Below are 14,806 nucleotides of genomic sequence, written 5' to 3'. Positions count from 1 at the left end.
CCCATGCGTTCTCGACGCGCCCTCGCCTGCCCTCGACCTGCCCGACTCCCCCGGATCGCACTGTCCGCGGCGCTCGCCGTCAGCGGCGCGCTGGTGGTCACCGGCGTCGCGACGACGCTCGCGCCTCCCGCCGGGGCCGCGACGGTCGGCTGCGAGACCCTGACGGCGTCCGGCTATCGCCACTCGACCATCGCAAACGGCCTGACCACGCCTCGCGGCATCGACGTCGACGCCGCCGGCGTGGTCTACGTCGGCAACGGCGGTCAGGTCGACAAGCTGACGCCGTCGGGCGACACGTACACCCAGACCACCGCGGGCGGCGCCTTCACGCCCGTTGCGGTCGCGGTGGGGACCGACGGCACGATCTACGTCGCCGATCGCCCGAACGGCAAGGTGGAGAAGCTGACGCCGTCGGGCGACACGTACACCCAGGAGAACGTCGCGTGGGGCTACGGCGGCGGTCTGGCTGCGCTGGATGTCGACGCCGCGGGCGCGGTCTTCATCGGCGACACCTCGAACCAGCGGATCACGAAGCTGACCCCGGGGAGCGGTGGCTACGTCCCCTCGGGCGTGCAGTCGCTCCCGCTGACCGACGTCCGCGGCATCTCCGTGTTCGGCACCACCTTGTGGTTCTCGATGGACGACGACACGGTGCGTGCGCTGAACGTCCTCGGCAACACCCCGGGCAATCCGGTCCCGACGAACGGACTGTCCGACCCGCGTGGCCTCGACATCGACCCGTCCGGCCCGACGCCCGCCCTCGTCGTGGCCGACACCGGCAACAACCGGCTGGTCCGGCTCAGCCTCACGAGCGGCGACCAGGACACCCTGCCGGCAGACGGCCTCAACCAGCCCCAGGACGTCGCGGCCGACGAGGACGGCAACCTGTACGTCGCCGACACCGGCAACGACCGGGTGGTCAAGCTGACTCCCGTCTCGGTGGACGCCGCCGCCGACACGGGGACGACGACGGCCGGCGGCAGCGTCACCACCGACGTGCTCGCCAACGACACCGCGACGGACGTCACCCTCGCGGACCCGACCATCGCGAAGCGCCCGGCCCACGGCACGGCGAGCGTCAACGCGAACGGCACCATCACCTACACCCCCGAGGCCGGCTTCTCCGGCACCGACAGCTACACCTACGCCGTCGCGGACGACACCCGCAGCGCGTGCGCCACCGCGACGGTCACCGTCACGGTCGCCCAGGGCAACTCCTGCGACCCACTCGGCACCAGCGGCGAGATCACCCGGCTCCCGATCGAGACCGGCACCGACTACCCGAACTACTTCGACGTGGACGCCGACGGCACCATCTTCGTCACCGACTCCCAGGCCGGCGAGATCGTCAGGCTGGCCCCTTCCGGGTCGGGCTACAGCCGCTCGGTCGTGGCGACCGGCGTGGGCAACGTGACCGCCATCGCGATCGGGGACAACGGCGCCCTGTGGGTCGTGCGCTATCCCGACGAGCTGCTCGAGCTGACGGCGACAGGGTCGGACTACACGATCGCCGACATCCACACCGGTGGGTTCCTGACCAAGATCGGCGGCGTCGACGTGGGGCCTGACGGCGACGTCTACGTGAGCTTCAACGCCACCTCGTCCAGCGCCGGCGGCGTGGCCCGCCTGGCCGTGGGGTCGGGCATGTCGCAGACCCAGGTCCTCGGTGGCCTCCAGTTCGTGCATCAGGTCACGGTCGACGACGGCGGCGCGGTCTACGTGGCCAGCTACACGCGGGTGGTGAAGGCCGTCGACACCGGGTCCGGCTGGACCCCGACGAACGCCGTGACGGGCCTCGGCAGCGGCCAGGGCGTCGCGGTCGACAGCACCGGCACCCTCTGGGTCAGCACCTCCGAGAACCCGGGCCTCTGGACGGCGACCCCGTCCGGATCCGGCTACGACGCCCAGCAGCTCTACGCGCCCTGGGGTGCGGAGTACGCCACCACCCTCGCGATCACCGACGACGACGCCGTCCACGTCTCCGACTTCGAACGTCTGTGGAGGTTCGGCCCCACGACCGTGCATGCCGCCGACGACACCACGACGGTGACCGCGCCGCGCACGGTGACGACCGACGTCCGCGCCAACGACGGGGCCACCACCAGGCTGTCGCCGCCCACGGTCGTCCAGGCACCGGCGCACGGTACGACGAGCGTCAACCTCGACGGCACGGTCAGCTACACCCCGGCCGCCGGCTTCTCCGGCACCGACAGCTACACCTACCTGGTCCGTGACGACGGCATGCCGGCGCAGGTGTGCAGCCTCGCCACCGTCACGATCACCGTGGCGACCGCGACCGGCTGCGCCACGCTGCCGCCGACGGCGGACGCCTTCCGGGTCGCCGCAACGACCGGCCTGTCCGAGCCGACCGGCATCGCGGCCGACGCGGGCAACATCATCTACATCTCCGACGTCGGCGCCGGTGGGAACGGCAAGGTGATCGGCTGGAGTCCCGGCTCCGGCCCCTCGACGATCGACAGCAACGGCGACATCGACCCGCAGGGCATCGCGGTCGACGCCGACCGCAACGTCTACTACGCCGACGAGGGCGAGCACGAGATCGTCAAGCTCGCCTGGACCGGCGGCGGCTACACCCGTTCGGTGCTCGCCACCGGCCTGCAGCGGCCCTCCGGCGTCGCGGTGGACGCCGACGGCAACGTCTACTTCGCCGAGAGCTCCAGCGGGCACGTCCACAGGCTGACGCCCGCCGGTGGCGGCTACACGAGGTCGCTGGTCGGATCCGGCTACGAGCGCCCGCGCGGCGTCGCGGTCGACGCCGACGGCAACGTCTTCGTGGCGGACTGGGCCGACGGCGACAAGATCGTGCGGCTGAGCCCGACCGGCACGTCGTACACGCAGAGCGTGGTCTCGCGCAGCGTCGACAACCCGTACGGCATCGCGGCCGAGCCCGACGGCACCCTGATCGTCGGCGACTCCGGCAACGACCGGGTGCTGCGCCTGGTGCCCGACGGCTCGGGCTACCGCCAGGAGACCGTCGAGGTCTGGGGCAGCCACACGCCGACCTGGGTGGCGACCACCGCGACCGGCGCGATCCTGGTCGTCGACCAGGACACCGCCGAGGTCGTGGTGATCGGCTCGATCACCGTCGACGCCGAGGACGACACCGGCTCCACGACCGTGGCGACGCCGGTGACGACCGACGTCCGGTCGAACGACAGCGCGACGCCCGACGGCACCCCGCTGTCGGATCCCACCCTGGTCGGTACGGCGCAGGGCGGCGCCGCGAGCGTGAACGCCGACGGCACGATCACCTTCACGCCGGCAGCCGGCTTCTCGGGACGCGCCTCCTACCGCTACCGCGTCTCCGAGGACCAGGACCCTGCCGTCGCCTGCGATGCGGCCCAGGTGACGGTGAGCGTCGCCAACGAGTTCGTGCCCGGCCCCGGGGTGAGCACCCCGCAGAGCACGCCGGTCACCACCCCCCTGGCGGAGATCGCCACCACCACCGGCGCTCCCCTGGACCCGCGTGCCGTGGCCTCGCTCACCTCTCCGGCCCACGGGTCGCTCGCCATCGACCCGGCCACCGGCGGGGTCACCTACACCCCGGTCCCCGGCTTCAGCGGCTCCGACGGCTACGTCGTGACCGTGTGCGACACCTCCGCGCCGGTCCAGTGCACCGACGTCGAGGTGAGCGTGACGGTGTCGGCCGCGTCGGGTCCGTCGGCGGGGCCGTCGACGGGTCCCGCGATCACCGTGACCGCTCCGCCCGAGGCCACCATGAAGGTCACCAGGTCCGGACGGACCAGGCCACTGGCCCTGACCGCGCGGGTCACCGTCACCGGTCTGGCCGGGCGCCCGGTGACGAGCCGGGCGACGACCGGGACGGCGACCCTCTACGGGCCCGCGACGACGGCGTCAGACACGATGTGCAGTCCCGCCGACGCCGTCGCCACGGTCGCGTTCGTTCCCGCCGACGGCACCATCACCCTCCCATCGGTGACCGTCACCAGGCCCGGCCACTACACCTGGGTCGCCGCCACCACGGCGGACGGCGACAACCTCGCCGCCACCTCCGCCTGCGGCGCATCCGGCTCCACCACCCTGGTCCACCGTCCCGACATCGGTCGCGTCCAGGTCAAGACCGGCTACACCGGCGTCCGTGCCGACTCCGTCGCCGGCCGCCGGGTCCGACCCACCCGACTCACGGTCCGCGCCGTCGGCCTCAAGGCCCGTCTTCAGACCGTCGGCACCCGCCACCGCGCGATGGTCATCCCCGACGACGTCGCCAAGGGCGGCTGGCTCGCCGGCTCCGCCGCCCCGGGCGAGACCGTCGGCTCCACGGTCATCGCCGGCCACGTCTCCGACCGCGGCGACCGTCCCGGCGCCTTCGGCAGGCTCCGCAACGCCCGCCCCGGCCAGGTCATCGAGGTCAAGACCGCCGACGGCCGCCGGCTGCGCTACCGGATCACCTCCATCACCACCCAACCCCGCACCACCGGACTCTCCGGCGCCGCCGTCTCCACCACCGGTGACCACCGGCTCACGCTGGTCACCTGCACCGGCCGGGTCACCTACCGCAACGGCCACTTCCACTACACCAAGAACCTCATCGTCACCGCCGTGCCGATCGGGTGACCTGCCGGGCGACATCCGGCCCGCCGCGTTGTCGACCCGCACCGGGTCCGGTTGGCTGGAGTCACCGGCACCCACCGACCGGTGTGGCCCGGACGGACCGATCCCCCCAGGTCCGTCCGGGCCACACCTTTCGACGTACTCACCGAGCAGGGCCGGTCCGAGCCTCGGCCCGCAGGCCTGACCGGGCGCGGGCGGGGCGGGCGTCCCGCCGCCGCTGACGCCCGCGGCAGGCACTACCGTCACGTCAGACCCGAGAGCACCGGAGGAGACACCCATGTCCGTCGTGAAGATCAACGCCATCCAGATCCCGCCCAACGCCGGCCCCGAGCTGGAGAAGCGGTTCGCCGCCCGCGCCGGGGCGGTGGAGAGCTCGCCCGGCTTCCTCGGCTTCCAGCTGCTGCGCCCCACCGCCGGCGAGGATCGCTACTTCGTGGTCACCCACTGGGCCGACGAGGAGTCCTTCGCCGCCTGGCGCGACGGCGACGCCCGCGCCGCCCACGCGACGCCCGAGGGCGAGGCGCCGCGCAAGCCGGTCGCCACGGGCGCGAGCCTGCTGGAGTTCGAGGTCGTGCTGGACGTCAGGCCGGCCTGAGCAGGCGCGCCGCCCGGCGCAGGTCGGCCGCCACGGCCGGCCGGGCGCCGGCGGTGAGCAGCCGTCCCAGCCCGAGGCCGCGGACGGAAAAGTCCGCGCTCACGCGGCATCCGCTCCCGTTCGGCGCGAACCGGAGCTCGAGGCGCGCCCGGAAGGGCCCGCACTCCCCCTCCTCGACCCACCGGTACGGCGGCTCGAGGGTCGTCGTACGCATCCGCGGCCGCACGCCGGGCACCACGGTCACGTCGGTCCACACGCTGTGGTCGGGTACGACGTCGGCCACCGCCCGCAGCGACGACTGCCACAGCGGGCGGTTGCGCGGATCGGCGAGGTAGTCGAAGGCCCGGTCCGCGCGGACCGGGAAGGCGACCTCGACCGGGGTCAGAGGATCGCGCCCGGGTGGTAGTCGGCAGCGCCGGGGTGCGCGGCGACGACGGCCGCGACCCGGCGGCAGACCTCCTGGGTCTGCGCGACCGCGGCGCCGGTGAAGGTGATCGGCTCGGCGACCAGCGACTGCAGCTGCTCCTCGGTGAGGCCGAGGCGCTCGTCGGCGGCGAGCTTGGCGAAGACGTCGTTCTCGGCCTGGCCCTGGCGCACCGCGAGGGCGGTGCCCACCGCCGCCTCCTTGATCGCCTCGTGTGCGCTCTCGCGGCCGACGCCGTTGCGCACCGCGGCCATCAGCACCTTGGTGGTGGCGAGATAGGGCAGGTAGCGGTCCAGCTCGCGCTGGATCACCGCCGGGAAGGCACCGAACTCGTCGAGCACGGTGAGGAAGGTCTGGAACAGCCCGTCGACGGCGAAGAAGGCGTCGGGCAGGGCCACCCGTCGTACGACGGAGCAGGAGACGTCGCCCTCGTTCCACTGGTCGCCCGCGAGCTCGCCGACCATGGACAGGTAGCCGCGGGTGACGACCGCGAGGCCGTTGACCCTCTCGCAGGAGCGGGTGTTCATCTTGTGGGGCATCGCCGACGAGCCCACCTGGCCCTCCTTGAAGCCCTCGGTGACGATCTCGTTGCCGGCCATCAGCCGGATCGTGGTGGCGAGGTTGGACGGCGCCGCGGTCAGCTGCACCAGCGCCGAGAGCACGTCGAAGTCGAGGGAGCGCGGGTAGACCTGCCCGACGCTGGTGAGCACCCGTTCGAAGCCGAGGTGGCCGGCCACCCGCTGCTCGAGGTCGGCCAGCTTGTCGGCATCGCCACCGAGCAGGTCGAGCATGTCCTGCGCGGTGCCCATCGGGCCCTTGATGCCGCGCAGCGGGTAGCGACCGAGCAGGTCCTCGATCCGCTCCACCGCGATCATCAGCTCGTCGGCCACGGTCGCGAACCGCTTGCCCAGCGTGGTCGCCTGCGCGGCGACGTTGTGGCTGCGCCCGGCCATGACGGTGGTCTCGTGCTCGGCGGCGAGGCGGCCGAGCCGGGCCAGGGTGGCGACCGCGCGGTCCCGGAGCAGCTCCAGGGACTGCTTGACCTGCAGCTGCTCGACGTTCTCGGTCAGGTCGCGGCTGGTCATGCCCTTGTGGATGTGCTCGTGCCCGGCGAGCGCCGCGAACTCCTCGATGCGCGCCTTCACGTCGTGGCGGGTCACCCGCTCCCGCTCGGCGATGCTCGCGAGGTCGACGTCGTCGACGACCTTCTCGTAGGCCTCGACCACGCCGTCGGGTACGTCGATCCCCAGGTCGCGCTGGGCCTTGAGCACGGCGATCCACAGCTGCCGCTCGAGGACGATCTTGTGCTCCGGCGACCAGATCGCGGTGAGGTCAGCGGCGGCGTAGCGGGTGGCGAGGACGTTCGGCACGGTCACGGGTGGTGATTCTCCCACGCTGCCGGCCGCGCCGTCGCACCCGGCGTTGCGGTGGTCATCGGGACGAGTCGGCGCCCCGATCGCCGATGTGGCCGGTCAGGCCGACCGCAGCGGGCGGACCAGCACCAGCTCGCCGTCCTCGGTGCTGCCCCGCACCCCGGTGAACCCGGCCTTGGCCGCCACCCGCAGGCTCGCGGTGTTGTCGGGCGCGATCGACGCCCGCACGCGCACGCCCGCCGCGTCGGCCCGGGCGAGCAGTGCGCCCAGCGCCTCGGTGACCAGGCCGTAGCCGCGCGCCGGCTCCACCAGCCCGTAGCCCACCTCGACCTCGGCAACCTCGTCGGCCGCCGGCTCCGGCGGCCCGAAGAACCCGATCGAGCCGATCACCAGCCGCTGCGTGAGCGACACGATCGACCGCGGGCCCCACGGGTCGCCGTCGCGCCACAGGGTCGCGGCGCCGCGGTCGTCCTCGCGCGGGAAGTCCGGGTGCCAGCCCGCGAGCCGCTCCCCGGAGCGGATCGCCGCCACGGTCGCCTCGTCCCACAGCACCAGCTGCAGGCGGTCGGTCCGCACGCCGACGGGCTGTGCGTCAGTCATCGACGGCCCCCGCCCGCGCCACGATGACCTCGCAGGGCGGATCGGCGCGCTCCAGCCGCGCGTCGGTGGTCAGCAGCGGGCACGCCAGCCGCTCGGCGAGCTGATGGCCGGGCACGGTGCTCACGCGTCCCTCAGCGAGGCGCCCTCGACCACGCCGAGGGGCTCGGCGGCGATGTCGGAGCGCCGCTGCATGCCGTCGAAGGCGATCAGGTCGGCCGCGGCGTACGCGCGCGAGCGGGCGTCCGCGATGTCGTACCCGACCGCGCGTACGGCGAGCACCCGCCCACCCGCGGTGACCAGGCGGTCGCCGTCGAGGGCGGTGCCGGCGTGGATGACGTCGACGTCGGCGACCCCGTTGGCCCGGCCGACGCCGGTGATCACGTCGCCCTTCGACGAGGACTCCGGGTAGCCGGCCGAGGCGAGGACCATGGTGACCGACGCGCCGTCGGCGAACCGCGGGGCCTCGACCTCCGCCAGCCGCCCGGTCGCCGCCGCGTGCAGCAGGGCGCCCAGCGGCGACTCCAGCAGCGCCAGGACGGGCTGGACGTCGGGGTCGCCGAAGCGGCAGTTGAACTCGATGACCCGCGGACCGGCGGCGGTGAGCGCGAGGCCGACGTACAGGCAGCCGACGAAGGGCGCGCCCCGGCGGGCCATCTCGTCGAGCGTGGGCCGCACGACCGTGTCGACCACGGTGGCGGCGAGGTCGACGGGCGCCCAGGGCAGCGGGGAGTACGACCCCATGCCGCCGGTGTTGGGCCCACGACCGCCGTCGAAGATCCGCTTGAAGTCCTGCGCCGGCTGCAACGGGTACGTCGTCGCGCCGTCGCAGACCGCGAACAGCGAGACCTCCGGGCCGTCGAGGAACTCCTCGACCACGACCCGCTCGCAGCCGGCCGCGTGGGCGAGCGCCTCGGCGCGGTCCAGGGTCACCACGACGCCCTTGCCGGCGGCGAGCGCGTCGTCCTTCACGACGTACGGCGCCCCGAGCTCGTCGAGCGCCGCCGCGACCTCCTCGGCGGTCGTGCAGGTCCGCGACCCGGCCGTCGGCACCCCCGCGGCGGCCATGACCTCCTTGGAGAACGCCTTCGAGCCCTCGAGCCGCGCGGCGGCCCGCGACGGTCCGAAGACCGCGATCCCGGCCGCGCGCACGGTGTCGGCGACCCCGGCGACCAGCGGCGCCTCGGGTCCGACCACGACGAGCTCCGCGCCGAGGGAGACGGCGAGAGCGGCGACGGCCGCACCGTCCATCGGGTCGACCTCGTGCAGGGTGGCGAAGGCGCCGATGCCGGGGTTGCCGGGGGCGGCGTGGACCTCGCTCACGCCCGGGTCGCGGGAGAGGGCGAGCGCGAGGGCGTGCTCGCGGCCGCCGGTGCCGATGACGAGGGTCTTCACGGGCGTCGATCCTAGTGGTGTGGCGCTGAGGCGGCTTGCCCCGTCGCGTGCCCAGGGTGCGTGCATTGGGTGCGCGAAGGGGGCGCCTGGACCCCGGGAGGAATCAGCGCAGGGGGTGCCGGACGACCGCCTGCTCGCGCTCCGGGCCGACGCCGACGACCGAGATGCGGGCGCCGGAGCGCGCCTCGACGAACTCGACGTACTCCCGCGCCGCCTTCGGCAGCTCCTCGAAGCTGCGGCAGCCGGAGATGTCCTCGGTCCAGCCGGGGAGGTTCTCGTAGACGGGCACGGCGTGGTGGAAGTCGGTCTGGTTGACCGGCATGTCGTCGTGACGGACCCCGTCGACGTCGTACGCGACGCAGACCGGCAGCTCCGCGAGGCCGGTCAGGGTGTCGAGCTTGGTGAGCACGAAGTCGGTGACGCCGTTGACCCGCGCGGCGTACCGGGTGATCACGGTGTCCATCCAGCCGCAGCGGCGCGGGCGGCCGGTGGTGGTGCCGTACTCCCACCCGGCCTTGCGCAGGAACTCGCCGTTCTCGTCGTACAGCTCGGTCGGGAACGGGCCCTCACCGACGCGCGTCGTGTAGGCCTTCGCGATGGCGATCACCTGGTCGATCCGGGTCGGCGGGATGCCGGTGCCGGTGCAGGCGCCGGCGGAGACTGCGCTGCTGGAGGTCACGAACGGGTAGGTGCCGTGGTCGACGTCGAGCAGGGTGGCCTGGCCGGCCTCCATCAGCACCACCTCGTCGCGGTCGAGGGCCTGGCTGAGGAGCAGCCCCGTGTCGCAGACGTACGGCGCCAGCCGCTCCGCGTGGGCGAGCAGCCCCTCGACGGTCTGCTGCACCGAGGGCGCGCGCCGGTTGTAGATCTTGGTCAGGATCTGGCCCTTGAGCTCCAGCGCCCCCTCGACCTTCTGGGTGAGGATCTTCTCGTCGAACAGGTCCTGGACCCGGATGCCGATCCGGTTCATCTTGTCGGCGTAGGTCGGGCCGATCCCGCGGCCCGTCGTACCGATCCGCCGGGAGCCGAGGAAGCGCTCGGTGACCTTGTCGATGGTGCGGTTGTAGTCGGCGATGACGTGCGCGTTGGCGCTGAGCTTGAGCTTGCCGGTGTCGACGCCGCGGCCCTCGAGGCCGTCGATCTCCTGGAACAGCACGTCGATGTCGACGACCACGCCGTTGCCGATGACCGGCGTGCAACCGGGGGTGAGGATGCCGCTGGGCAGCAGGTGGAGGGCGTACTTCTCGTCGCCGATGACCACGGTGTGGCCGGCGTTGTTGCCGCCGTTGAACTTGACGACGTAGTCGACCTGGCTGCCGAGGTGGTCGGTCGCCTTGCCCTTGCCCTCGTCGCCCCACTGGGCTCCGACGATCACGATTGCCGGCATCTTGGCTGCTCCTTCGCACGGACGGAGTCCCTCCGCCCCGGCGTACCGGGTCGGCTGCTCAACGCACCACTGTTGTTGGTGTCCTCACATGCAGGAGCCCCGGCAAGACCGGGGCTCTTGCGGCGTCACGTTACCAAATCGCGACCTGCCCGCTAAGTTGAGCCAGAACAAGAACACGTTCTATTTTCAGGAGCAGTCAGAGGGGCCGGCCGCGAGACGCCGACCCGGCGCGAAACAACGGCCACCGAACGCCGACCCGGCGCCCCGCCGATCACATCGGACGCGTCACTGTGGCGGGTCGAGGCGTCCGCGAGTTCTGTTTGCGCCGGGTCGGCGGATCTCAGGAGTCGCTGCGCGCCGGGTCGGCGAGCCGGGCGGCGATCTCGGCGACCACGGCGCGGGCGAGGGTCTCGGGCGTGTCCCCCTCCACCTCGGGCACGACGCCGTGGACGTCCCCGTCGGCCAGCAGGTCGAGCGCCCCGACGCCCTGCGCGGCGGCCATCTCGGCGGCCCGGGACGGCTCGCCGTGGACGATGACGCTGGCGCCCTCGGGCGGGAGCGGGGACAGCCAGCCGCGCTCGGTCGCGAGGACCGTCCGGGCGGGGAGCAGGGCGAGCGCGCCACCGCCGCAGCCCTGGCCGAGGATGACCGACACGGTGGGCACCGTCATGGTGACCAGGCCGGCGATGCAGCGGGCGATCTCGCCGGCCATCGCGCCCTCCTCGGCAGCCTGCGACAACTCGGCGCCCGGGGTGTCGATGACCGTGACGAGGGGCAGCCGCAGCTCCTCGGCGAGCTCCATGGCGCGCCGGGCCTCGCGCAGCGCGCCCGGTCCCATCGGGGTCGCCGGCGTCTGGCGGGAGCGGTCCTGGCCGACCAGGACGCACGGCTGCCCGTCGAGGCGGGTGAGGGCGATGAGGACCGAGTCGTCGCGCTCGCCCTCGTCGGTTCCCTTGAGCCGCAGCGTGCTCGCGGCGCCACACCTGATCAGGTCGCGGACCCCCACCCGCCCGGGCGCGCGGGTCGCCTCGACGTCCTCCCAGACCGGGTGGTCGAGCGCCGTCCCCCGAACGACCGGAGTACGACGCTCCAGGGTGGGTGCGGACGGCGGGTCGACGAGCACGCCGAGGGCGTGGTCGACCAGGGCCGGGAGGTGCTCGGCGGGGATGACGGCGTCGATGACGCCGTGGGCGGCGAGGTTCTCGGCGAGCTGGACGCCCTCGGGGAACGGCCGGCCGTTGAGCGCCTCGTACACCTTCGGCCCGAGGAAGCCCACCAGCGCCCCCGGCTCGGCGACGGTGACGTGCCCCAGTGAGCCCCACGAGGCGTAGACGCCGCCGGTGGTGGGGTGGCGCAGGTGGACGAGGTACGGCAGCCCCGCACCGCGGTGCTCCATCAGCGCCCGCGAGATCTCGACCATCTGCACGAAGGCCCGGGTGCCCTCCTGCATCCGGGTCCCGCCCGAGGACGTGCTCGCCAGCACCGGCAGGCCCTCGGCCGTGGCCCGGCGTACGGCGGCCGCGATCCGCGTCGCCGCGGCGACGCCGATCGAGCCGGCGAGGAACCGGAACTCGTTGACCACGAAGGCCACCGGCCGCCCGCGCACGGTGCCGCGCCCGGTCAGCACCGACTCGTCGGTCCCGGCCTTCTCGGCCGCCGCACGCAGCTCGGCCTGGTAGGCCTGGGCGTGCCCGCTGATGTCGACGGGCGTGTCCCACGACTCGTAGGAGCCGTCGTCGAGGACGAGGTCGATCAGCTCGCGGGCGGTCCAGCGGCGAGAGGTGCTCATGGCCCGGATCCAACCACGGCCGCGCACGGCGTACGTCGGCAAGTTCTGCCAATCCGTAGGGTGGATCCGTGGCCACGAGACTGCTGCTGATCACCAACGGCGACGCGGGCGCGGCCGACCGCGACGGGGTCGACGCGGCGCTGGCGGTTCTTCGCGAGAGTGCCGAGGTCGAGGTCCGCGGCACCTCGTCCCCCGAGGAGCTCGACGGCGTGCTGGCCGCGGCCGGCGACCGCACGATCGTGGTGGCGGGGGGCGACGGCAGCATCCACGCGGTGGTCCAGGCGCTGCGCTCCCGCGGCGACCTCAGCGGACGGACGCTGGCCCTGATCCCTCTCGGCACCGGCAACGACTTCGCCCGCACCCTCGGCCTGCCCCTGGATCCGGCGGCGGCCGCCCGCGTGGTCGCCGGGGGTACGACGCGCGCGACCGATCTGGTCGTCGACGACGACGAGCAGGTCACCGTCAACAGCGTCCACCTCGGCGCCGGCGCGGAGGCGGGCCGGCGCGGGGCCCGCTGGAAGGAGCGACTCGGCCGGGTGGGCTACCCGATCGGGGTGTTGCAGACGGCGCTGAACCCACCCAGCCTGCGGGTGCGGGTGGAGGTCGACGGCGCGGTGGTCGCCGACGTCGACCGACCGGTGCTCATGGTCGCCGTCGGCAACGGCGCCTCCGTCGGCGGCGGCACCGAGCTCACGCCCGGCGCCGAGCCCCACGACGGCGAGGTGGACGTGCTGATCGCGACGCCGCGCGGGCCGCTCGCTCGGCTGGGCTACCTCGTCCGGCTGCCGTTCGCGCGCCACGAGGAGCACGGCGACGTCCGGATCCTGCGCGGGCGCACGGTCCGGGTGAGCGGCACCCCCTTCGACTGCAACAGCGACGGCGAGATCGACGGGCCGGTGCGGTCGCGGACCTGGCGGGTGCTGCCGGCGGCGTACGCGATGGTGGTCCCGCCGCGCTAGCGCAATAGGCTTGGGCGCCGTGGCACGTGGACAGCGCAACCAGCAGCAGGACCCCGCCGACTGGGTGACCCGGACCGCCGACCTGGCGCTCCGGCACGCCGAGCAGGTCAATGGCGGCACCCTGCCCGACCTGGTGACCTGCGCATCCGGCATCAGCCCGTCCGGGCCGATCCACCTCGGCAACCTGCGCGAGTTCCTCACCGTCCACTTCGTGGCCGAGGAGATCCGGCGCCGCGGCATCGACGTGCGCCACCTGCACAGCTGGGACGACTACGACCGCTTCCGCAAGGTGCCGGCCGGCGTCGACACCGCGTGGAACGAGCACATCGGCCGCCCGCTGTCCGCCGTCCCCGACCCGACGGGCGAGTTCGCCGACTGGGGCGAGCGCTACAAGGCGCCGCTGCGCGCGGCGCTGGTCGAGATGGGCTGCGACATGGTCGAGGTCGACCAGACCGCGATGTACCGGTCCGGGATCTACCGCGAGCAGGTGCTCACCGCGATCCGCAAGCGCGGCGAGATCGAGACCGTGATGGCCCGGTTCCGCACCAAGAAGGTGGAGGGCGAGTCGACGGCCGAGGAGGACTCCGGGCACGGCTCGACCGAGGATCTCGCCCGGTTCCCCTACAAGCCCTACTGCCGCGGCTGCGGGCGCGACACCGTCACCCTCACGTCGTACGACGACGCGACCACCGACCTGGCCTACACCTGCGACGTCTGCGGCGACTCGTTCGTCACCAACGTCGCGACGCAGGACGAGGGCAAGCTGGTCTGGAAGGTCGACTGGCCGATGCGCTGGACGTTCGAGGGCGTGCACTTCGAGCCCGGCGGCGTCGACCACGCCTCCCCCGGGTCGTCGTACACCGTCGGCAAGGAGATCGTCGGCCCGATCTTCGGCGGCACCGCCCCGTCGTTCGTCGGCTACTCCTTCGTCGGCGTGGCCGGCATGCCGAAGATGTCGTCGTCCAGGGGCGGCGTGCCGACCGCGGCCGAGGCGCTGCGGATCCTCGAGGCGCCGATCCTGCGCTGGCTCTACGCCCGCCGGCAGCCCAAGCAGGCGTTCAACGTCGACTTCGGGCAGGAGGTGCTGCGCCTCTACGACGAGTGGGACGCCCTCACGAAGAAGGCCGCGATCCCGGAGAAGCGGGACGCCGCCGTGCTCGCCTGGGAGCGGGCGTCCGCGACGTCGACGGCCGGCACGCTGCCGACGCCCGCGGTCGTCGTACCGTTCCGGATGCTGTCGTCGGTCGCCGACGTGACGGCCGGCTCGCGGGAGATCATCGCGCGCACCGTCGGCGCCGGCGAGGCCGACCTCGAGCCCCGGCTCGCGAAGGCCGCCACCTGGATCGCCGAGTACGTCGACCCCGACGAGCGCACCACCGTGCGCGGGGCCGCCGACGCCGCCCGTCTGGCCGCGCTCGACGAGGACGAGGCGCGCTGGCTCGGGCTGCTGCTCGACGGCCTGCCGCCCGCCTTCGACTCCGTCGATGAGCTGACCACGCTGATCTACGGCGTGCCCAAGCTGGCCCGCGGCCTCGCCCTCGAGGACGCGCCGACCGACGAGGTCAAGGCCGACCAGAAGGCGTTCTTCACGCTGCTCTACCACCTGCTCGTCGACGCCGAGCGCGGTCCGCGGCTGCCCACGCTGTTCGCGGCGCTGGGGCCCGAGAAGGTGCGCGAGCTGCTCGCCGGCTGAG

At 73.4% G+C, this 14,806-nt stretch carries 11 protein-coding genes; 4 read left to right on the top strand and 7 right to left on the bottom strand.

Annotated features, from left to right (window positions below):
* The first annotated feature begins 3 nt into the window (after positions 1–3).
* Together ACUP6Y_RS03690 and ACUP6Y_RS03685 are read left to right on the top strand one after the other, a co-directional pair.
* On the top strand, positions 4–4,596 hold the full coding sequence (locus ACUP6Y_RS03690; RefSeq protein WP_462554272.1) for an Ig-like domain-containing protein: 4,593 nt from the start codon (positions 4–6) through the stop codon (positions 4,594–4,596).
* Between the two features lie 274 nt (positions 4,597–4,870).
* Entirely contained in the window at positions 4,871–5,188 is a 318-nt protein-coding gene (locus ACUP6Y_RS03685; protein WP_462554271.1) for an antibiotic biosynthesis monooxygenase family protein, read from the top strand.
* On the opposite strand, the gene ACUP6Y_RS03680 is transcribed toward ACUP6Y_RS03685, so the two are convergent.
* The 7 genes from ACUP6Y_RS03680 to ACUP6Y_RS03650 form a co-directional block, all read right to left on the bottom strand.
* Positions 5,175–5,573 (bottom strand): SRPBCC family protein, encoded by a 399-nt coding sequence (locus ACUP6Y_RS03680; RefSeq protein WP_462556608.1) that lies wholly within the window; start codon positions 5,571–5,573, stop codon positions 5,175–5,177. The genes ACUP6Y_RS03685 and ACUP6Y_RS03680 overlap by 14 nt on opposite strands.
* Positions 5,570–6,988: an adenylosuccinate lyase gene (gene purB / locus ACUP6Y_RS03675; protein ID WP_462554270.1), complete on the bottom strand. Its 1,419-nt coding sequence runs from the start codon at positions 6,986–6,988 to the stop codon at positions 5,570–5,572. Before purB ends, ACUP6Y_RS03680 begins: the two co-directional genes overlap by 4 nt.
* Positions 6,989–7,084: 96 nt before the next feature.
* Positions 7,085–7,585, bottom strand: coding sequence for a GNAT family N-acetyltransferase (locus ACUP6Y_RS03670; RefSeq protein ID WP_462554269.1), 501 nt, complete (start codon positions 7,583–7,585; stop codon positions 7,085–7,087).
* Entirely contained in the window at positions 7,578–7,709 is a 132-nt protein-coding gene (locus tag ACUP6Y_RS03665; protein WP_462554268.1) for a hypothetical protein, read from the bottom strand. Before ACUP6Y_RS03665 ends, ACUP6Y_RS03670 begins: the two co-directional genes overlap by 8 nt.
* On the bottom strand, positions 7,706–8,977 hold the full coding sequence (purD, locus tag ACUP6Y_RS03660) for a phosphoribosylamine--glycine ligase (RefSeq protein WP_462554267.1): 1,272 nt from the start codon (positions 8,975–8,977) through the stop codon (positions 7,706–7,708). Before purD ends, ACUP6Y_RS03665 begins: the two co-directional genes overlap by 4 nt.
* Before the next feature lie 103 nt (positions 8,978–9,080).
* Entirely contained in the window at positions 9,081–10,364 is a 1,284-nt protein-coding gene (locus ACUP6Y_RS03655) for an adenylosuccinate synthase (RefSeq protein ID WP_462554266.1), read from the bottom strand.
* A gap of 340 nt (positions 10,365–10,704) precedes the next feature.
* Positions 10,705–12,153: a carboxyl transferase domain-containing protein gene (locus ACUP6Y_RS03650; RefSeq protein ID WP_462554265.1), complete on the bottom strand. Its 1,449-nt coding sequence runs from the start codon at positions 12,151–12,153 to the stop codon at positions 10,705–10,707.
* 68 nt (positions 12,154–12,221) lie between these two features.
* On the opposite strand from ACUP6Y_RS03650, the gene ACUP6Y_RS03645 reads away from it, so the two are divergent.
* A complete protein-coding gene (locus tag ACUP6Y_RS03645; RefSeq protein WP_462554263.1) occupies positions 12,222–13,112 on the top strand; it encodes a diacylglycerol/lipid kinase family protein in 891 nt (296 codons plus the stop codon).
* A 19-nt stretch (positions 13,113–13,131) separates the two neighbouring features.
* Positions 13,132–14,805, top strand: coding sequence for a lysine--tRNA ligase (gene lysS, locus ACUP6Y_RS03640; RefSeq protein ID WP_462554262.1), 1,674 nt, complete (start codon positions 13,132–13,134; stop codon positions 14,803–14,805).
* Position 14,806 lies beyond the last annotated feature (1 nt).

Source organism: Nocardioides sp. S5-5 (assembly GCF_054954065.1).
Note: the sequence above shows the minus strand (reverse complement) of the source record. Positions and strands in the feature narration are given on the sequence as shown.

What these genes read in the sequence shown, in the direction of transcription:
- ACUP6Y_RS03690 (WP_462554272.1), top strand. Translation starts at nt 4, where the DNA reads ATGCGTTCTCGACGCGCCCTCGCCTGCCCTCGACCTGCCCGACTCCCC.
- ACUP6Y_RS03685 (WP_462554271.1), top strand. Translation starts at nt 4,871, where the DNA reads ATGTCCGTCGTGAAGATCAACGCCATCCAGATCCCGCCCAACGCCGGC.
- ACUP6Y_RS03670 (WP_462554269.1), bottom strand. Translation starts at nt 7,585, where the DNA reads ATGACTGACGCACAGCCCGTCGGCGTGCGGACCGACCGCCTGCAGCTG.
- ACUP6Y_RS03655 (WP_462554266.1), bottom strand. Translation starts at nt 10,364, where the DNA reads ATGCCGGCAATCGTGATCGTCGGAGCCCAGTGGGGCGACGAGGGCAAG.
- ACUP6Y_RS03650 (WP_462554265.1), bottom strand. Translation starts at nt 12,153, where the DNA reads ATGAGCACCTCTCGCCGCTGGACCGCCCGCGAGCTGATCGACCTCGTC.